The sequence below is a fragment of the Lentzea xinjiangensis genome (assembly GCF_900110955.1).
GTDB classification, from domain to species: Bacteria; Actinomycetota; Actinomycetes; order Mycobacteriales; family Pseudonocardiaceae; genus Lentzea; species Lentzea xinjiangensis.
This window is the reverse complement of record NZ_FOFR01000011.1, coordinates 128741-147299: the sequence shown is the minus strand read 5'-3', so window position 1 is coordinate 147299 and position 18559 is coordinate 128741. Positions and strand designations below refer to the sequence as shown.

Annotated in this window: 18 protein-coding genes and 1 pseudogene; 5 read left to right on the top strand and 14 right to left on the bottom strand. The window is 69.4% G+C overall.

Annotated features, from left to right (window positions below):
* Positions 1-44: 44 nt before the first annotated feature.
* On the top strand, positions 45-881 hold the full coding sequence (locus tag BMW88_RS23505) for a spermidine synthase (RefSeq protein WP_089953878.1): 837 nt from the start codon (positions 45-47) through the stop codon (positions 879-881).
* A gap of 192 nt (positions 882-1073) precedes the next feature.
* Here the strand turns inward: BMW88_RS23505 and BMW88_RS23500 are convergent, their stop codons facing one another.
* From BMW88_RS23500 to BMW88_RS23490, 3 genes and pseudogenes are all read right to left on the bottom strand, one after another.
* Positions 1074-1700, bottom strand: a complete 627-nt coding sequence (locus tag BMW88_RS23500; protein WP_089953876.1) for a hypothetical protein — start codon at positions 1698-1700, stop codon at positions 1074-1076.
* Positions 1701-1795: 95 nt separating this feature from the next.
* A pseudogene (hisS, locus tag BMW88_RS23495) lies at positions 1796-3046 on the bottom strand (histidine--tRNA ligase); the annotation flags it as partial.
* Positions 3047-3051: 5 nt separating this feature from the next.
* The gene (locus BMW88_RS23490; protein WP_089953873.1) at positions 3052-3747 is read right to left on the bottom strand and encodes an MBL fold metallo-hydrolase; all 696 of its coding nucleotides are present in this window, start codon (positions 3745-3747) and stop codon (positions 3052-3054) included.
* A gap of 114 nt (positions 3748-3861) precedes the next feature.
* On the opposite strand from BMW88_RS23490, the gene BMW88_RS23485 reads away from it, so the two are divergent.
* The gene (locus tag BMW88_RS23485) at positions 3862-4719 is read left to right on the top strand and encodes a peptidylprolyl isomerase (RefSeq protein WP_089953871.1); all 858 of its coding nucleotides are present in this window, start codon (positions 3862-3864) and stop codon (positions 4717-4719) included.
* A gap of 68 nt (positions 4720-4787) precedes the next feature.
* Here the strand turns inward: BMW88_RS23485 and BMW88_RS23480 are convergent, their stop codons facing one another.
* The 3 genes from BMW88_RS23480 to BMW88_RS23470 form a co-directional block, all read right to left on the bottom strand.
* Positions 4788-7073, bottom strand: coding sequence for a RelA/SpoT family protein (locus BMW88_RS23480; RefSeq protein WP_089953870.1), 2286 nt, complete (start codon positions 7071-7073; stop codon positions 4788-4790).
* A 122-nt stretch (positions 7074-7195) separates the two neighbouring features.
* A complete protein-coding gene (locus BMW88_RS23475) occupies positions 7196-7372 on the bottom strand; it encodes a DUF397 domain-containing protein (RefSeq protein ID WP_089953868.1) in 177 nt (58 codons plus the stop codon).
* Complete coding sequence (locus BMW88_RS23470; protein WP_177221260.1) at positions 7347-8201, bottom strand: helix-turn-helix domain-containing protein; 855 nt, start codon at positions 8199-8201, stop codon at positions 7347-7349. Before BMW88_RS23470 ends, BMW88_RS23475 begins: the two co-directional genes overlap by 26 nt.
* Before the next feature lie 292 nt (positions 8202-8493).
* Here BMW88_RS23470 and BMW88_RS23465 point away from each other — a divergent pair, with 292 nt between their 5' ends.
* On the top strand, positions 8494-8766 hold the full coding sequence (locus tag BMW88_RS23465; RefSeq protein ID WP_143116210.1) for a hypothetical protein: 273 nt from the start codon (positions 8494-8496) through the stop codon (positions 8764-8766).
* Positions 8767-8780: 14 nt separating this feature from the next.
* Positions 8781-9065, top strand: a complete 285-nt coding sequence (locus BMW88_RS23460) for a hypothetical protein (RefSeq protein WP_089953863.1) — start codon at positions 8781-8783, stop codon at positions 9063-9065.
* Between the two features lie 108 nt (positions 9066-9173).
* On the opposite strand, the gene BMW88_RS23455 is transcribed toward BMW88_RS23460, so the two are convergent.
* Together BMW88_RS23455 and BMW88_RS43445 are read right to left on the bottom strand one after the other, a co-directional pair.
* A complete protein-coding gene (locus BMW88_RS23455; protein WP_177221259.1) occupies positions 9174-9488 on the bottom strand; it encodes a YrhB domain-containing protein in 315 nt (104 codons plus the stop codon).
* Positions 9489-9499: 11 nt separating this feature from the next.
* Positions 9500-11452: a toxin glutamine deamidase domain-containing protein gene (locus BMW88_RS43445; RefSeq protein WP_143116209.1), complete on the bottom strand. Its 1953-nt coding sequence runs from the start codon at positions 11450-11452 to the stop codon at positions 9500-9502.
* Positions 11453-12083: 631 nt separating this feature from the next.
* Between BMW88_RS43445 and BMW88_RS23445 the strand changes: the two genes are divergently transcribed.
* A complete protein-coding gene (locus tag BMW88_RS23445) occupies positions 12084-12653 on the top strand; it encodes a hypothetical protein (RefSeq protein ID WP_143116207.1) in 570 nt (189 codons plus the stop codon).
* Between the two features lie 260 nt (positions 12654-12913).
* On the opposite strand, the gene BMW88_RS23440 is transcribed toward BMW88_RS23445, so the two are convergent.
* From BMW88_RS23440 to ruvA, 6 genes are all read right to left on the bottom strand, one after another.
* Positions 12914-13405 (bottom strand): adenine phosphoribosyltransferase, encoded by a 492-nt coding sequence (locus BMW88_RS23440; protein WP_089953859.1) that lies wholly within the window; start codon positions 13403-13405, stop codon positions 12914-12916.
* Positions 13406-13428: 23 nt separating this feature from the next.
* The gene (gene secF, locus BMW88_RS23435; protein WP_089953857.1) at positions 13429-14583 is read right to left on the bottom strand and encodes a protein translocase subunit SecF; all 1155 of its coding nucleotides are present in this window, start codon (positions 14581-14583) and stop codon (positions 13429-13431) included.
* Between the two features lies 1 nt (position 14584).
* The gene (gene secD, locus BMW88_RS23430) at positions 14585-16378 is read right to left on the bottom strand and encodes a protein translocase subunit SecD (RefSeq protein WP_089953856.1); all 1794 of its coding nucleotides are present in this window, start codon (positions 16376-16378) and stop codon (positions 14585-14587) included.
* A gap of 129 nt (positions 16379-16507) precedes the next feature.
* Positions 16508-16846, bottom strand: a complete 339-nt coding sequence (gene yajC, locus BMW88_RS23425) for a preprotein translocase subunit YajC (RefSeq protein ID WP_089953854.1) — start codon at positions 16844-16846, stop codon at positions 16508-16510.
* 93 nt (positions 16847-16939) lie between these two features.
* Positions 16940-17953 carry a Holliday junction branch migration DNA helicase RuvB gene (gene ruvB, locus BMW88_RS23420; RefSeq protein WP_089953852.1) on the bottom strand — a complete coding sequence of 338 codons (1014 nt, stop codon included), beginning with the start codon at positions 17951-17953 and terminating at the stop codon, positions 16940-16942.
* Positions 17950-18531, bottom strand: coding sequence for a Holliday junction branch migration protein RuvA (gene ruvA / locus BMW88_RS23415; RefSeq protein WP_089953850.1), 582 nt, complete (start codon positions 18529-18531; stop codon positions 17950-17952). Before ruvA ends, ruvB begins: the two co-directional genes overlap by 4 nt.
* Positions 18532-18559 lie beyond the last annotated feature (28 nt).

The window sequence follows — 18559 nt, the reverse complement described above, 5'->3', positions numbered from 1 at the left end:
AAGGTCCTCCTCTGGACTGACACACGCGATGAGACAATAGAGCAGTGGGAAGACAGCGGCCCGGCACCGAGGCGATCACCGAGTCGATCGACTCCGGCGTCGCCGAACTAGTCCCCGACCTCGGCGGGCGCAACTCGTGGACGTTGCGCGTCAACGGAACCCCGCAGTCGCATGTGGACCTGGACGACCCTTCCTACCTGGAGTTCGAGTACGTCCGCAGGCTGGGTCACATCGTCGATCTCACCGCGCCCTCGCGTGTTCTCCACCTCGGTGGTGGCGCCCTCACGCTAGCGCGCTACGTGGCCGAACTGCTGCCCCGGGCGTCTCAGCAGGTGGCGGAGATCGACGCGGGCCTGATCGCGTTCATCCGCCGCGAGCTCCCGCCACCCCCGCGTGTGAAGATCACCACCGGGGACGCCCGCGCCGTGCTGGTGAAAGCACGCCCCGGTTCGTTCGACCTGATCGTGAGCGACTGCTTCGCCGGCGCCAGGACACCGGCGCACCTGACGTCGGTCGAGTACGTGCGGCAGGCGTCGGCGGCGCTGGCGGACGACGGCATCTACGCGGCGAACATCGGCGACGGCAACGGCCTGCAGTTCGCACGGGCCCAGTGCGCGACCGTGCGAGCGGTGTTCGAGCACGTGTGCGTGCTCGCCGAACCGGGCGTGTTCCGCGGCCGCCGTTTCGGCAACTTCGTGATCTTCGCGTCGCACACCGGCCTGCCGATGCAACAGCTGACCCGCGCCACGGCCGGCGACCCGTTCCCCGGACGGGTCGAGCACGGCACCGGCCTGACGAAGTTCATCGGCGGCACGCCGGTCACGACCGATGAGACGGCGACCCTGTCACCCGCGCCGCCGTCCGGGCTCTGGGGCACCTGAGCGGGCTTGGTCCAGTGGGGGTCGCTCCGGCGAGATCGCTCACCGCCCGCGCGTCAGCACAGCGGACAACGCCATCCCGCACGCACACCCTGCCCCACCAGAAACGACACCCCGCCGATGACAAAAGGCGTGCCCCCACTGCCACGGGGCACGCCTTCTTCCGGACTCGTCCGCCGGATCAGTCCGCCGAGCTCAGTCCAGCGAGGTCACGAACTTCGACACGGCGTCCGGGTGCAGCTTCTGCGCCATCCGCCCGGCAGGGGCCAGCGACCCGAGCCGGTACAACGGCCGGTCGGCCGCGGCCAGCCCCCGCGCCTCGGCCCGCAGTTGTGCCACGAGCAGCTCCGAGAACACCAGGCCGGGCGTGTCGCCGCGGGCGGCGAGCGCGTCGGCGAGCCGGCGGAGCTGGTAGATGCCCAGCTCGCGGCCGCCGGTGCCCGCGTACATCGACAACGCGACGTTGATGGCCTTCTTGCCGCCGCGCACGAACAGGCCCACGGTCCGCGCGCCGCGCAGGTCGGTGACGAGCAGGTCGAGGCCGTCGGCCACCGCGAGGTCGACCTTGCGGGTGCCGAACGCGCGGACGTGCACCGTCGTGCCCTCCAGCCACACCGTGCGGCGCGCCTCGGACAGCGCCAGCAGGATCACCGGCACCGACACGACCAGCCCGGCGATGACGCCGGGCCAGCGGCCGCCGATCAGGCCCACGATCGCGCCGAAGGCGAGCGCGACCATGATGCCGCCGATCGCCACCATGCGGGCGCGCTTGCGGACCGTCACCTTGTCCAGCAGGTCGAGGGAGAGCTTGTCGTCGCTCACGGGGTCTCGCGCACCGCCTCGGCCACGTCGGAACCCAGGTCCGAGGCGAGCGCCTCGACGCCGCCCGGCACGGCGTCGGCGATGCCTTCCGCGGACGGCTTGAGGGCCTCCCGCACCGCCTGCACGACGTCCGCCAGCGCCACCGACACCTGCTCGCCGGTGGCGAGGGTCTTCAGGCCGGCCACCCCGGCTTCCAGGTCGCGCTCGCCGAGCACCAACGCGAGCCGCGCGCCGGACTTGTCGGCGGCCTTGAAGCCCGCCTTCATCGACCGGCCGCCGTAGACGAGGTCCGTGCGCACGCCGGCGGCCCGCAGCTCCCCGGCGACGGCGACCAGGCGGGCCCGTGCGGCCTCGCCCAGCGGCACGCCGATCACGTCGACGCGGCTGAACTCCGGCAGCACGCCCTCGGCCTGAGCCGCGAGCAGCGCGCGGTCGACGCCGAGGCCGAAGCCCACCCCGGACAGCTCCTGGCCGCCGAGCTGCGCCATCAGGCCGTCGTACCGGCCGCCGCCGCCGATGCCGGACTGGGCGCCCAGGCCGTCGTGCACGAACTCGAACGTCGTCTTCGTGTAGTAGTCGAGGCCGCGGACCATGCGCGGGTTCTCGGCGAACTTCACGCCCAGCTCGGTCAGGTAGCCCTTGACGAGGTCGTAGTGCGTGCGGCACTCGTCGCACAGGTGGTCCACCATCAGCGGCGCCCCGGCGACCATCTCGCGCACCTCGGGGCGCTTGTCGTCGAGCACCCGCAGCGGGTTGAGCTCGGCGCGCTGCCGGGTCGCCTCGTCGAGCGGGAGCTTCGCGAGGAACTCCTGCAGCTTCTCCCGGTAGGCGGGACGGCAGTTCGCGTCACCGAGCGAGGTGATCTCCAGGCGGTAGCCGGTGAGGCCCAGCGCGCGGAACCCGGCGTCGCCCACGGCGATCACCTCGGCGTCGAGCGCGGGGTCGTCGACGCCGACCGCCTCGATGCCGACCTGGTGGAACTGCCGGTAGCGGCCGGCCTGCGGGGCCTCGGCGCGGAAGAACTGGCCCGCGTAGTAGAGCTTCACCGGCAGCGAACCGCGGTCGAGGCTGTGCTCGATCACGGCCCGCATCACGCCGGCGGTGCCCTCGGGGCGCAGCGTGATGGACCGGTCGCCGCGGTCGAGGAAGGTGTACATCTCCTTCGACACGACGTCGGTCGACTCGCCGACGCCGCGCGCGAACAGCGCCGTGTCCTCGAAGACCGGCAGCTCGACGTAGCCGTAGCCGGCGAGCTCGGCTGCGCGGGTCAGCGTCGACCGGACGTGCAGGAAAGCGGCGGACGTCGGCGGGATGTAGTCGGGAACGCCTTTGGGTGCGGAAAACACGTCTCTCAAAGTCCTCGGTGCGGGGCGGCCGGAGCGTTCTGCAACTGGAGCAGGTACGGGTTCGTCCCGCGCTCGCGGCCAATGGTCGTCGTCGGGCCGTGGCCGGGCAGCACCACCGTGTCGTCGGGCAAGGTCAGGACCTTGCTCCGCAGGGACGACAACATGCGTGAGTGGTCACCGCCGGGCAGGTCGGTGCGTCCGATGGAACCGGCGAAGAGCGTGTCACCCGAGATCACCAGGCGACCGCCCTCCTGCGCGCCGGTGCGGAACATCACCGACCCGCCGGTATGGCCCGGCGTGTGGTCGACGGTGATCCGCAGCCCGGCCAGGTCCAGGTCGGCGCCGTCGGTGAGGGAGCGGACCTCGGAGGGCTCGCGCATCTCCAGGTTGCCGCCGAAGAACGCCGCCGACTCGCGGCTGATGCCCTTCAACGGGTCGGCCAGCATCTCCACGTCGTCCGGGTGGATGTACGCGGGGATGTCGTTGCCGTCGCAGACAGGGGTGACGGAGAACGTGTGGTCGAAGTGCCCGTGCGTGAGCAGCACGGCGACGGGCGCGAGCCGGTGCTTGCGCAGCGCCTGCTCGACCGGTTCGACGGCGTCCTGACCGGGATCGACGATCACGCAGGGCTCGCCCTCACCGGCCGCGAGGACGAAGCAGTTCGCCTGCAGCGCACCGGTGGGGAACCCGATCACGAGCACGAGAATGACCTCCCTGTTCGACGACAGCCTAGCCACCACACAAAGCTCATATGCCCAGGCCCTAGACTCCCGAGCCGTCCGCCCTATTCGCATGAGTCCCTGGGGAGGGAGCACGTGCCCACCAACGAGCAGCGACGCGCGGCAGCCAAGCGCAAGCTTGAGCGTCAGATGGTCTACCGCCAGCAGCGGGCCAAGAAGCGTCGTCTTATCGCCGTCGTGTCGACGGTCGTCGTTGTTGCGCTCGTTGGAGGTGGTGTGTGGTTCCTCGCGACTCAGGACGTCTTCGGCAACGGTGACGCCTCGGCCTCGGAGACACCGCAGCAGGAAGCGGTCGACAAGGCCGAGAACATCCCGAGCGCGCCGCACCAGATCCCGAAGCGCGCCACCGCGCTGCCGGAGAAGGTGAACTGTGAGTACACCAAGGGCCAGGAGCCGGCGGCCAAGGAGAACACGCCGCCCGCGAACGGCGAGCAGCCCGCCACCGGCACCGTCGGCGTCACGCTCGGCACCTCGATCGGCGACCTGAAGTTCACCCTGGACCGCTCGCTCGCGCCGTGCACCGTGAACAACTTCGTGAACCTGGCGAAGCAGAAGTACTTCGACAACACCACCTGCCACCGCCTCGTGGTGACCGGCATCCAGGTCCTGCAGTGCGGCGACCCCGGCGGCAACGGCATGGGCGGCCCCGGCTACTCGTTCAAGGACGAGGTCTACCCGGAGCTCACCTACGGCCGCGGCGTGCTCGCCATGGCGAACTCGGGCCCGGACACGAACGGCTCGCAGTTCTTCATCGTCTACGGCGACGGCTCGAACCTGCAGGCCAAGTACACGATCTTCGGCACGGTCGACGAGGAGTCGCTGAAGAAGATCGACGAGGTCGCGAAGACCGGCACGATCTCGCAGACCCCCGGCCAGGGCGACGGCAAGCCGAAGACCCCGGTCGACATCAAGTCGGCGGCGGTCGCGAACTAGAGCGGCCGGCAGACCAGGTCCCCACGCGAAAGGCCCCCGGAGTGAATCCGGGGGCCTTTCACCTTCGATCAGGAAGCCGACGTCACGCGGTAGACGTCGTAGACGCCCTCCACGCTGCGCACGGCCTTCAGGACGTGGCCGAGGTGCTTCGGGTCGCCCATCTCGAACGAGAACCGGCTGACGGCCACCCTGTCGCGCGACGTCGTGACCGACGCCGACAGGATGTTCACGCGCTCGTCGGCCAGCACCTTCGTGACGTCCGAGAGCAGCCGGTGCCGGTCGAGCGCCTCTACCTGGATGGCGACCAGGAAGACGCTGGAGGCCGACGGCGCCCACTCGACGTCGAGGAGGCGTTCCGGCGACTTCAGCAGCTCGTCCGCGTTCGTGCAGTCGGTGCGGTGCACGGACACGCCGCCGCCGCGCGTCACGAAGCCCAGGATGTCGTCGCCCGGCACCGGGGTGCAGCAGCGGGCGAGCTTCACCCACACGTCGCCCGCGTCCTTGACGATCACGCCCGCGTCGCCGGTGGGGCGGCGCCGGGTGACCGTGGACGGGGTGGCGCGGTCGGCCAGCTCCTCCTCGGCGTGCTCGACGCCGCCGAGCTGCGCGACGAGCCGTTGCACGACGTGGCGGGCTGAGGTGTGCCCCTCGCCGACCGCCGCGTACAGCGCGCTCATGTCCGGGTAGTGCAGTTCCTTCGCGAGGGCCTGCATCGAGTCGACACTGACCAGGCGCTGGATCGGCAGCCCGACGCGGCGGACCTCCTTGGTGATCGCGTCCTTGCCCTGCTCGATCGCCTCTTCCTTGCGCTCCTTGGCGAACCACTGCTTGATCTTCGCCTTGGCGCGCGGTGACGCGACGAAGCTCAGCCAGTCGCGGGACGGGCCCGCGCCCTCCGCCTTGGAGGTGAAGATCTCGACGACCTCGCCGTTCTCGAGCTTGCGCTCGAGAGCGACCAGGCGACCGTTCACGCGGGCGCCGATGCAGCGGTGACCGACCTCGGTGTGCACGGCGTAGGCGAAGTCGACGGGCGTGGAACCCGTCGGCAGCGTCTGCACGTCCCCCTTGGGGGTGAACACGAAGATCTCGCGCGCGGCGAGGTCCCAGCGCAGCCCTTCGAGGAACTCGCCGGGGTCCGCGGCTTCCCGCTGCCAGTCGAGGAGCTGGCGCATCCACGCCATCTCGTCGATCTCGACGGACTTGCCGTTGTGCGTGCCCTTGGTCTCCTTGTAGCGCCAGTGCGCCGCGATGCCGTACTCGGCCCGCTGGTGCATCTCGTGGGTGCGGATCTGCACCTCGAGGGGCTTGCCGTCCGGGCCGATCACGGTCGTGTGCAGCGACTGGTACACACCGAACCGCGGCTGCGCGATGTAGTCCTTGAACCGGCCCGGCATCGGCTGCCAGGCCGCGTGCACGACACCCATCGCCGCGTAGCAGTCGCGCACCTCGTCCACCAGGATCCGCACACCCACGAGGTCGTGGATGTCGTCGAACTCCCGGCCGCGGACGATCATCTTCTGGTTGATCGAGTAGTAGTGCTTCGGCCGGCCCTCGACCTTCGCGACGATCCGCGCGGCCTCGAGCTGGCCGTTCAGCTCCTGGACGACGGTCCGCAGGTACGTGTCGCGACTCGGCGCGCGCTTCGCGACCAGGCGGACGATCTCGTCGTACTTCTTCGGCTGCAGGATCGCGAACGCGAGGTCCTCGAGCTCCCACTTGACGGTCGCCATGCCCAGCCGGTGGGCGAGCGGCGCCAGGACCTCGAGCGTCTCGCGGGCCTTGCGGGCCTGCTTCTCCGGCGGCAGGAACCGCATGGTGCGCATGTTGTGCAGCCGGTCGGCCAGCTTGATGACCAGGACCCGCGGGTCCTTCGCCATCGCGATGACCATCTTGCGGATGGTCTCGGCCTCGGCCGCTGCCCCCAGCTTGACCTTGTCGAGCTTCGTCACGCCGTCGACCAGCCGGGCGACCTCCTCGCCGAAGTCCTCCTTGAGCTGGCCAAGCGAGTAGTCGGTGTCTTCCACGGTGTCGTGCAGCAGCGCGGCCACCAGCGTCGTGGTGTCCATGCCCAGCTCGGCGAGGATGGTCGCCACGGCGAGCGGGTGGGTGATGTACGGGTCGCCGGACTTGCGGCGCTGCGGGCGGTGCTTCTCCTCGGCGACGTCGTAAGCGTGCTGCAGAAGCGCCAGATCGGCCTTGGGATGGAGATCACGGTGCACGGCGGCGAGAGGTTCGAGGACCTGCTTCACCGGGGCCGCACGTTGGGCGGTGATGCGCCGCGCGAGGCGGGCGCGCACACGCCGGGTAGCCGACGGTTGAACAGCCGTCGCAGCGGGTTCGGTGTCTTGACTCAACCCCACGCTCCTCGGGTCTCGCGAGTACCGAGGATAACGCGTTCACGCTGACGAAACGTCCGGTGGCGCGCTGAGCGGCACAGCTCACACGGTGAACGCCCCCTGAACTTGCGCTGAGCCGATCAGGCGACGCTCGCCACGAACGCCCGCCAGGCGGAGCGCGAGAACACCACGACGTCACCGCGAGTGGCCTTCGAGTCACGCACGAGGGCGTCCTGGGCGAGCGACACCTCGACACACGAGCCGCTGTCCGTGCTGCCGCTGTGGGTGCTCTTACGCCAGCTCCGGTCGAGCGTCATGGAGGTCCTCTCGAAGTCCGCTGGCGTAGTCCGCCAACATGCTCCGCGATTGTCCCTCATCCAACGCTCGGGCATCCAGCCACTTGAAGAACTCCCGGCTGCCCGCGATCGCTCTGCCGTCGTGCGCGAACACCTGAGCCACGTCGGTCTCGCTGTAGGCGACCGGAATCATCTTCTCGAAGCTGAAAAGCCTCCGGGCAGATCGCGTCGCGATGGCGACACCGGCCGACATGGGCACGATGCGCAGAACGTGGGTGTCGAAGAGCAGGCGCAGGTACTGCTCCTCCATGATCCGGGCGTCGCCCACCCGCATCCTCAGCGCGAGTTCGTGCACGTAGAAGGTACATTCAGGCCTGCTTGGCCGCCTCATGACCGCCTGCCGGTCCATGCGCAGCCGAACGAACTTCTCGATGTCCTCCGCTTCCTCGTTGCCACCCTCGGTCAGCAGCGCTCGTGCGTACTCTTCGGTCTGAACGAGACCCGGAACGGTCAGCCCGTCGAAACTCGTGATCTTCGCGGCTTTGGCCTCCGCCAGGGCGAGGGTGCGCAGGTTGTCCGGCACCACGACCACGTACGGGTCGAAGGCGTACCGGTACCGGTCCCGGAAGGCCTCGAAGAAGACGCTGTCCCGGCCACACGCCATGAGGTACTGCACCAGGTCGATCTCGCTCGCCCGCGCCTTGCCGTTCTCGATGTTGGAGACCTTGCTCGGGTCCCACCCGAGCTGCTCGGCGAAGGCGAACCCGGTGAGCCCGGTGAACTTCTCCCGCAACCGGCGCAGTTCGTCGCCGAGGTCACGGCTGTAGGCGGTGGAGGTGATCGCTGTCATTCGTCCGACCGTAGACATTGACCCTCCTCCATGAACCAGCTCATCAGGGTGAAAAACAGACGACCGATCGGCGGGGCCGAACGCATTCTCGGGAAAGCGAACTCAGACTCGATCACGCGTTCGACATTACCGCAAGATCACGGCATAACCGCACGTCAGAGCAGACACGTTCGGGTGAACGACCGGCCCGGCTGCCATAGGGTTCGTTAGTGCACATCTCTCTCGTCACACCACAAAGAAACACGAAGACCGCGGAATCACGTTCCGGCTCATGCCTGGGAGAATCACGGAGGTGAGAACACTTCTCTGGTGTGCCGCGATGACGTTCGTGTGGCTGGGGACGATGGCGTACCTGGCCCTCGACGACCCCGGCCACATCGACCAGAGGTCGATCATCGGCTCGTCGGTGGGCTGGGTCTTCGCGACGGCCGCGAGCTGGCTGCTGCTGCGCCGGGCACGGGCGCCGAAGCTGTGGGAGATCGCGGTGGTGACGGCGCCGGCGTCCCTGGTCACGCTGGTCTTCGTGAGCGTCGGCGCCGCGTTCGTCGCGCCCGCGCCGGCCTGAGACAATCGGTCTCGATGCAGCAGCACGCGCACGTCCACCGGCCGTACTGGCAGTGCCTGGCCTTCGCCGGCATCTGGTACGCCGCGATCGTCCTCGTCAACCTGCCGAACGACAACGCGGCGCACACGCTGATGATCGGCGTCGTGCCGTGGCTGGGCACGTCGGTCGCCCTGATGCGGGTCGCGCACGACAGCATGAAGGCGTGGCGCCTGGTCCTGCTGGCGCTGCCGATCTTCTACTTCCTGTGGGCGATCACCGTGGTGATCGCCCACAGGTTCATCGCGCCGGTCACGGGCTGAACGACGGCGGCCGAACCGCTGCCTCCTCCGGGTACCGCGAGACGCTGGACCAGCGTGCCGCGCGACTGCCGCCCGCGGAGGACGCGCCGCCCAACCGCCCGCAAGGGGTTACCCCAACCATTGAGTGCGCCCGGAGGCGACGTTCTCCAGGTATTCCACGACGGGAATGGCCGAGGGCGGGTAATGGGCAGGCGAACCGTCCTTCGGCACAAGAAGCACACTCGGCACCAGGGCGTAGTTCAGGTCACCGGTTCTGATGAAATGTTCCGAAGCGAAAGGGACCAACCACGCGGCCGGATATTCCTCGACGAGTTCCTCCTGCACGACGACAGTGCCCAGCTCGTCATCGTGCAGGTCCTTCCCGTAGTGGTCCTGCAACGCGGTGCGTGCCCGCTCGACGGCATCAGCTCGAGTGACTTCCACAAGCCTCTCCTTCACTTGTACCTCAGCAAGTACACGCTGGTGACGTTGGGCTCCAGCGTGGCGAGCTGACCGGTCTGGCCGTCCAGGAAAACGATGCCGTTCCGATCGTGCACGACGTTGAAGACATGCGCGGTTCTGTCCGGCCGGGAGATGTAGACGACCCCTCGTGCTCCTTCGCCGGCGGATCGCATCTGCCTGATCACGTCATCGTATCCACCGGTCGCCTTCCACTGCCCGCCCAGCCGATCGGCGACCTTCTTCATCGGGAGCGGTCCCGAGGTCTTACCGGCGATGACAGGTAGCCCTCGGTAGGTCAGAGCTCGCTCGACAGCCACGACACAACGGGTGCAATTCTGCGTGTGGGAGGGACTTCCGGTCCAGTAATTCCGGGCGTTGACCTGCGGAACGCCAGGGTACTGACGGCGCAGCAACTGCCGCGCGACCGCGGCCTCCACGCTCGCGCGGTGGATCGCGGGTTCGCGGACGCCACCACCCGGGCGGTTGAAGTCACGCCACCGGCGGGGCAGCGCTTGCTGCGCCCTGGACTCGCCGGATTCGGACCGCGAACCGGACCTGCCCGTGAGCTGTCCGCCGGATGTCCGTCCACTGGTCGCTGCTTCAGCCGTGCCCCGCTCCCGCCGGGAGGCGTTCGTGTCGGCTACGGGCGTGCGGTCGCTCGGCCGCTGCCTGGATTCGCTGCCGTGGGACGTCCGCGAGGACGGCGTGCCGACGTCCCGCCGGGACGTCGAGTCGTCTCCGCCTGTGCGCCGCGCAGTGGAGTCGCTGCGGTTGGCGCGGGACGAGGCGGCTGGTTGCGTCACCGGGGCCGGGAGCACCCCGGTACGTCGCCCGTCTCGCTCGTTCGGTGAACTGGAGGACGTCCCTGGTGCGTCTCTCCCGGAGCCGGGGGTGTTCGCCGCATCCGGAGCGGCCGGCGGTGCGCTGTCGGGACGATCGGCCGGGTTCTGCCGGCCGTGGGCGTCGGGGGGACTCTCCGGGCTGCCAGATGAGCTTTCCGGCGCCGGTCCTCCGTTGCCGGGCTGCCGCGGACCGGGGTCGGGATTCTGCGGTGGAGCGGCGGCATCGGGATTCGAACCGGGGGGATTCGAACCGGGGGGATTCGATTCGGGTGTCCGCCCTCCGGTCACCGCCTCAGCCGCTTTGGCCGCCTTGATGGCAGCGCTCACACCACCCGTGACGACCATGCTGCCGACATCGACCGCCGCCCGCCCGAGGGCACGCTCCGGCTTGTCGCTGTTCAAGTCCTCCACGTAAGGACGGACGACATTGCTCAGCACTTCGCCGGGATTCTGCACCGCGTGCGCGACGTCGTCGCCGCGTTGCTTCATGCGCTCCTCGGCCGCGCGTCGCTCCTTTTCATCCGAAGAAAGAGGGCTGGTCCCGTCCAGCACACTGGCGTCGTGGGACGCCTGGGCGAGCCCCTGGATGGCAGAAGGGATCGACATCAGGCCTTCGGTGACGGTTTCCCGTGCCTCGTCGAGCACGTTCCCGACGAAGTGGTCCCTCGGGTCCTCGACAGTGCCTTTTCCGGTCCGGATGTCGGTGTTCCTGGTCGTTCCGTCGGGGAGCTTGTGAACGATCCTCCCACCGCCGTCCGGGTCCCTGTGGAGAGTGGTGTTGCGAGCCACGTCCGCTGCTGTGGGTGGCTGCGGCAGACCGGGAGCGGGCACGCCGGCAGGGGGCAGATTCGATTTCTTCCGCTGCTCCTGCAGCGCGGCGATCAGTTGTGGTTCACGCGGCCCATCGCGGTGCACCGGGATACCGTTGACGGTGACAGCGCCGGTGTTGACGTTGGTCGTCTTGCTGACCCCGCCACCCTGGTACTCCACGATGTGCGCGTCGCGGCGCTCCCTCGGCTGGCTGGGCCGCTGGCTGTCGATGTAGTCCAACTGGCCCTGTTCGAACCGCGCGCGCTCGCGGACCTTCGGGTCCGGGTGGAGCATCGGCGGAGGCGGAGCACTATCAGGGTTGGCACGCTGCAACCGCGCGCGAGCCTGTACGCGCTGCTGCTCTTCGCGCAGTTCGTCCGCGGTGAAAGTCGGGGGCGCGGTTCCTCGCGCGGTCGCCGGTGCCGGTGCCGGTGGGCGTGCTGATGGGGCGCTGTCAGGGTTGGCACGCAACAACCGCGCACGAGCCTGCACACGCTCCCGCTCCCTATCCACCACCGCAGGCGCAGCAGGCGCAGCAGGCGCAGCAGGCGCAGCAGGCGCAGCAGGCGCGACCGCCGGAGCCGATCGACGCGCACCATCAGGATTCGCACGCAACAACCGCGCACGAGCCTGCACACGCTCCCGCTCCTTGTCCACCGCCGCAGGCGTAGTTCTGTTGCCGGGCAGCCTGCTGTTGGCTTGCCCCGATCGCGCAGACGGGGCAGCACCACGACTCGTGGCCGTAGGCGGCACAAGCGAGGACAACCGCTGCGCCAGCGGGACACCGGTTGAAGACTTGCGCGGGTCCGACTTCGCCAGGACCTTGGTGGCCACCGCGTCACGCGCCTTGATCGGCGTCTGCCGGACACGAGGATCGGTCGGCTTCTGCACCACCCTCGGGCGAGGTGCCTCAGGTACCCGAGCCGTGGAGCGCATCACCGGTTTGGGCGTCGGCTTCCGCGTTTCGACGGGCTTCGGCGCGGGCTTCAGCGACTTGGCCTGGCCTGGTTTCGGGGTCAGCGTGCGCGAAGGCGGCTGCTTGACGCCCTGCTTCGGAGGCGTCGGCTTGGACGCCGCCTTGGGCACCGGCTTCGGCTTCGGCGCCGACTTCGGCGCGGCCTGTGGCCTGGGCGCGGGCTTCGGTGCGGGTTTCTTCAGAGCCGCCCTCGGCTCCGCTGCCTGCTTCTTCGGTGCCGCCTTCTTCGGTGCCGCCTTCGGCTTCCCTGCCGCCTTCGGCTTCCCTGCCGCCTTCGGCGCGGCCTTCTTCGGCGCGGCCTTCTTCGGCGCGGGCGCGGCCTTCGGGTTGCCCTTCGCGGCGGGCTTCTTCGCGGCGGGCTTCTTCGCCGCCGGTTTCGGCTTGGCCGGTTTCGGCTTGGCCGCCTTCGGTGCGGCGGCGCGGGTGCTCTTGGCGCTCGACGGCTTCGGCGCGGCCTCCGCCTCCTGCGCACCCAGGGCACCGAACGCCAGCGTCAGAAGACCGCCCGACGCGGCGTAAAGCGCTGCCCGGCCTATCCGGCTTCCCTTGGACGTCACGACCGACTTCCCCCTCACAACACACTTCGAATCCGGTGGACGGAGATGCGCGCGGCAGAACCGTCACACCGGACGGTGCGATTGCGGTACAGAGGGGATGCGAGGGAGACCACGACGACTGCACCGCTAGGCGAATTCGCGGTGAGACGGAGGCGCCCCCGTGCCTCGACACTGAGGCACGGGGGCGCGAAGTCCTGTGGAGCGTGAACTGTGCGGTGAACGTTAGAGCGCGAGCAGCGCGCTGACCTCCCGGCCGGCCAGGCGGGAGCGGCCGCCCAGCGCGGCGATCTCGATCACGACCGACACGCCGGTCACGACGCCGCCGGCGCGCTCCACCAGCGTGCACGCGGCCTCGGCCGTGCCGCCGGTGGCCAGGACGTCGTCGACCACGACGACGCGCTGGCCGGGCTGGATGGCATCGGCCGGCAGCTCCAGCGACGCGGAGCCGTACTCCAGGTCGTAGGACTCCGAGTCGGCGACGACCGGGAGCTTGCCCGGCTTGCGCAGCGGCACGACGCCGTAGCGCCAGCCGTACCCCAGGGCGGCACCCAGGAGGAAGCCGCGCGACTCGATGGCGGCGATCACCTGGGTGCTGTCGTCGATCTTGTCCTGGAGGGCGTCGACCACGGCGCGCAGGGCGTCCGGGTCGGCGAGGACCGGCGTGAAGTCCCGGAAGACGACCCCCTGCCGGGGGAAGTCCGGGACCTCACGCATCAGCCCCAGAGCACGATCCAGTTTCAACGGTGGCGCTTTCCGGTCGGGCGGCGGCGGACGTCGCCCGCCTTGGCGGTGCGGTGCGGCACCGACGCGGCGGCGGCGAGCGCCTCCTCCTTGCGCAGGTCCGAGGCGAGCGCCTCGTCGTCGGTCGACTCGATGCCGCCGGCGGCCTGGGGGGAGGAGGCCTTGGCGCGGCGGGCCGCGACGCGCTTGGCCTGCGCGATGTACTTCGGGTCGCGCATCTTCAGGTCGACCAGCACCGGGGTGGCGATGAAGATCGACGACAGGGCGCCGATGAACATGCCGACGAGCTGGACGAGCGCCAGGTCCTGCAGCGTGCCGACGCCGAGGATGCCGACGCCGACGACCAGCAGGCCGATGACCGGCAGCAACGCGATCAGCGAGGTGTTGATCGAGCGCATCAGGGTCTGGTTGAGCGCCAGGTTCGCGGCCTCGGCGTAGGTGCGGCGGGTCAGGCCCAGCAGGCCGCGGGTGTTCTCCTTGACCTTGTCGAACACGACGACCGTGTCGTACAGGGAGAAGCCGAGGATGGTGAGCAGACCGATCACCGTCGCCGGCGTCACCTCGAAGCCGACGAGCGAGTACACGCCCGCGGTGATGATGACGTCGTGGAAGACGGCGACGAGCGCGCCGACGGCCATCCGCCATTCGAAGTAGAACGCCAGGAACGCCGTCACGACGATGAAGAACCAGAACAGCGCCCACAGGGCCTTGCCGCTGATCTCACCGCCCCACGACGCGGAGACGGCGCTGTCGGAGATCGCCGACTGACCGCCCTGCGGGGTGAGGTCCTGCGCGAGGGCCGCCTTGAGGCTCGCGACCTCCTGGACGTTCAGCGCGGGCGACTTGATCTGGATCGTCGCGCTGGCGCCGGAGCCCACGGCCTGCACGGCGTTCGGCTTCTTGCCGGGCAGGGCCTTGGCGTAGGAGTCCTCGACGGCGGTCGAGGAGATGGCCTGGCCCGACTGGGAGACCGACGGCAGCGAGATCTTCGTGCCGCCCTTGAAGTCGATGCCCAGGTTGAAGCCGTTGAACACCATCGAGCCGATGCAGACCAGCAGGATGATGGCGGACGTGATGTACCAGCGGACGCGCTTGCCGACGATGTCGAAAGCGCCGTTGCCCACGTAAAGGCGCGTGAACACGTTGCCCATGTCAGGCCTCCTTCACGGCAGCGGTCTTGCCGGTCGTCGCGGCGCGGTGAGCCGCACCCTCGCGCGTGGCCCCGCCCAGGCCGGACAGGTTGGGTTTGGACAGGAACTTGGACTTCGACGCCATCGCGACCAGCGGGTGGGTCACGAGGAACACGACCACGAGGTCGAGGACCGTCGACATGCCCAGGGTGAACGCGAAGCCCTTCACCTGGCCGACCGCGATCACGTACAGCACGGCGGCGGCGATGAAGGAGACCGCGTCGGCCGACAGGATCGTGCGGCGCGAGCGGACCCACGCGCGCGGCACGGCCGAGCGGAACGTGCGGCCCTCGCGCACTTCGTCCTTCAGGCGTTCGAAGAAGACGATGAACGAGTCGGCGGTGATACCGATGGCGACGATGAAACCGGCGATGCCGGCGAGGTCGAGCGTGAACCCGATCCAGCGGCCCAGCAGCACCAGCACGCCGTAGACGATCACACCGGACAGGCCGAGCGACAGGATCGTCAGGATGCCCAGCAGGCGGTAGTAGAACATGCAGTAGACGAAGACCAGCGCGAGGCCGATGCCGCCCGCGATCAGGCCCGCCTTGAGCGACTGCAGGCCGAGCGTCGGGGAGATCGTCTGCGCCTCGGAGGCGTCGAAGGACAGCGGCAGCGCGCCGTACTTCAGGGTGTTCGCGAGGTTCTGGGCTTCCTTCAGCGTGAACTTGCCGCTGATCTCGGTCGAACCGCCCTCGATCGCCGACTGGATGGTCGGCGCGGACATGACCTCGCCGTCGAGCACGACCGCGACGGCCTGCTGGACGTTGGCCGACGTGAACTTGGCCCACTTGGAGCCGCCCTCGGACTTGAAGTCGAGGTTGACGACGTAGCCGGTGCCGTTCGGGTTGTTGTTGGCCGCGGCGTTGTTGATGTCCTCACCCGTGAGGCGGGTGTAGTTGGTGTAGTCGTCGGCCTTGGTCTCGGTGTCTTCCTTGGGCTGCGTGGCCGGGGCGAGCGTGTACTTGAACTCGCCCTTCTCGTCGCAGGTGACCAGCGGCTTGTCCAGGTCGTCGTTGCCGCGCAGCGGGTCGGGCTGCGAGCAGTCGAGCAGGATCGCGGCCTGCTGGAGGACCTGCGGGTCCGTGCTCTGCCGGGTGGCCTTGGCCTCCTGGATCTCCTTCGCGACCTTCGGGTCGATGTTGGAGGGCGCGGGCGGCGTGCTGGACGGCGCGGCCGACGACGGCGGCGCGGTGCTGCTCGACGGAGGCGTGCTGGACGGCTGCGCGGCCAGGTTCGGGGCGGGGCGGCCCTGCGGAGCGCTGCTCGACGACGGGGTGCCCGCGCTCTGGCTCGGCGGCGCGGACGGCGGGGTGCTCGCGCTGCCCGACGGCGGGGTGCTCGACGACGGCTGCTGCTGGGTCGGCGTGCCCGCCGGGACCGGCTGGCCGATGACCTTGCGGAACGCGAGGCGGGCGGTCTGGCCGAGGCCCTTCGCGCCTTCGCTGTCGGCGCCGGGCACGGTGATCGTCAGGTTGTTGCCGTCGCGCACGACCTCGGCACCGGAGACACCGAGACCGTTGACGCGGACCTCGATGAGGTCACGTGCGCGGTTCAGCGCCTCCTCGCTCGGCTGGGCACCGTCTTCCTGACGCGCGGTCAGCGTGACGATGGTGCCGCCCTGGAGGTCGATGCCGAGCTTGGGTTTGGCCGAACCGTTCCCGGTGAAGAACACCAGGGCGTAAAGCGCGACCACGATGAGGACAAAACTCGCCAGATACTTCGCGGGGCGAATTTGCCCGGCCGGAGGTGCCACGATCCGTCCGTCTCCTAGTAGCGATGGTTTCCGAGCGCGCAGCGTAACGCGCGCCGCGTGAGCTGCGCGTCACTACCTGGAGTTGGCGGATTTCACAGTTGCCAACTCCAGGATGACGAGCCTATGCGGTTACTTCTTGGCGTTGTGGTCCAAGGGCTCGGCGACCTTCGGGGTGGTCACCTCGGCCTCGTCCTCCTCGGCCACGATCACGACGTCGTCGGTCTCGGCGACCTTCTCCCGGATGGCGGCGCGCAGCCACCGCGTGACGACACCCTCGGAGATCTCGATGTCGATGGTGGTGTCGTGGCTCGCGTCGGCGACGGTGCCGTACAGGCCGGACGTCGTCATGACCTTGTCGCCCGGCTGGAGCGAGCTCTGCAGCTGCTGCTGCTCGGCCATCGCCCGCTTCTGCTTGCGCGCGCTGAGGAACAGCGGCACGGCCAGCAGCACCAGCAGCAACGGGAACATCAAAGACGAAAGGTTGCCCATCATTCTCCGATCAAGTGGACATGCCTCGACGCACGTCCGATATGTCCAGGTGCTTTCACCGATTGTGCCAGGTCACCACAGTTGATCACCGGCGGGCGGTTCGAGCCCCAGGTGGTGCCACGCGGCGGGCGTCGCCACTCGGCCGCGCGGTGTCCTGGCCAGCATGCCAGCCCGCACCAAATACGGTTCGCACACCTCTTCCACGGTGGTCGGTTCCTCACCGACCGCGACCGCGAGGGTGGACACCCCGACCGGACCGCCGTTGAAGCTCTTGACCAGGGCCGTCAGCACCGCGCGGTCGAGCCGGTCGAGGCCGAGCAGGTCGACGTCGTAGACCTCGAGGGCCTGCTTCGCGATCTCCTCCGTGACCCGGCCGTCGGCCCTGACCTCGGCGAAGTCGCGGACGCGGCGCAGCAGGCGGTTCGCGATGCGGGGCGTGCCCCTGGACCGGCCGGCGATCTCGACGGCCCCCTCGTCGTCGAGGTCGACGCCGAGGATCTTGGCGCTGCGCTTGACGATCAGGTCGAGCTCGTCGGTGCTGTAGAACTCCATGTGCGCGGTGAAGCCGAAGCGGTCGCGCAGCGGGCCGGTCAGCGCCCCGGACCTCGTCGTGGCCCCCACCAGCGTGAACGGCGCGATGTCGAGCGGGATGCTGGTCGCCCCCGGGCCCTTGCCGACGACGACGTCGACGCGGAAGTCCTCCATCGCGAGGTACAGCATCTCCTCGGCGGGGCGGGCCATGCGGTGGATCTCGTCGATGAACAGCACGTCGCCCTCGACGAGGTTCGACAGCATCGCCGCCAGGTCGCCCGCCCGCTCCAGCGCCGGGCCGCTGGTGATGCGGATGGCGCTGCCGAGCTCCTTGGCGATGATCATCGCGAGGCTGGTCTTGCCCAGCCCTGGCGGGCCGCTGAGCAGGACGTGGTCCGGGGCGCTGCCGCGGCGCATGGCGCCGTGCAGGACCAGTTCGAGCTGCTCGCGGACGCGCTGCTGACCGACGAACTCGTCCAGGTCGCGCGGGCGCAGGGTGGTCTCGACGTCGCCTTCGGCCGGCGCGGCGAACGGGCTGAGCTCGTCCTCGGTCACTTGCGCCCCAGGGTCGCGAGCGCACGGCGCAGCACGGCGGGCGTGGACTGGTCGGGGTTGTCGGCGAGCACGCCGTCGACCACGGTCTCCGCGGACTTGGCCGGGAAGCCGAGGCCGAGCAGCGCCTCGACGACGTGGTCGCGCGTCTGGCTGTGGGCGGGCGCCGTGGGCGTCGGGAGGGTGCCGACCTTGTCGCGGAGCTCGATGATGAGCCGTTCCGCGCCCTTCTTGCCGATGCCCGGCACCTGCGTGAGGACCGTGATGTTGCCTTCGGCGAGCGCGTGGCGGAGCTTGTCCGGTTCGAGGACGGCGAGGGTGGCCAGCGCGATGCGCGGACCGATGCCGCTGACCGTCTGCAGCAGGCTGAAGAGCTCGCGGGCCTCGGCGTCGGCGAACCCGAACAGGGTGAGGCTGTCCTCGCGCACGACGAGGGTGGTGGCGATGCTCGCCTCCTCGCCGCGGCGGAGGGTGGCGAGCGTGGCCGGGGTCATCTGGACGGCGAACCCGACGCCGCCCACCTCGACGACGGCGTGGTCGAGGCCGACGTGCTGCACCTGGCCGCGCAGTGACGAGATCACCTGGTTCCTCCGGTCGTGACGTGCTTCG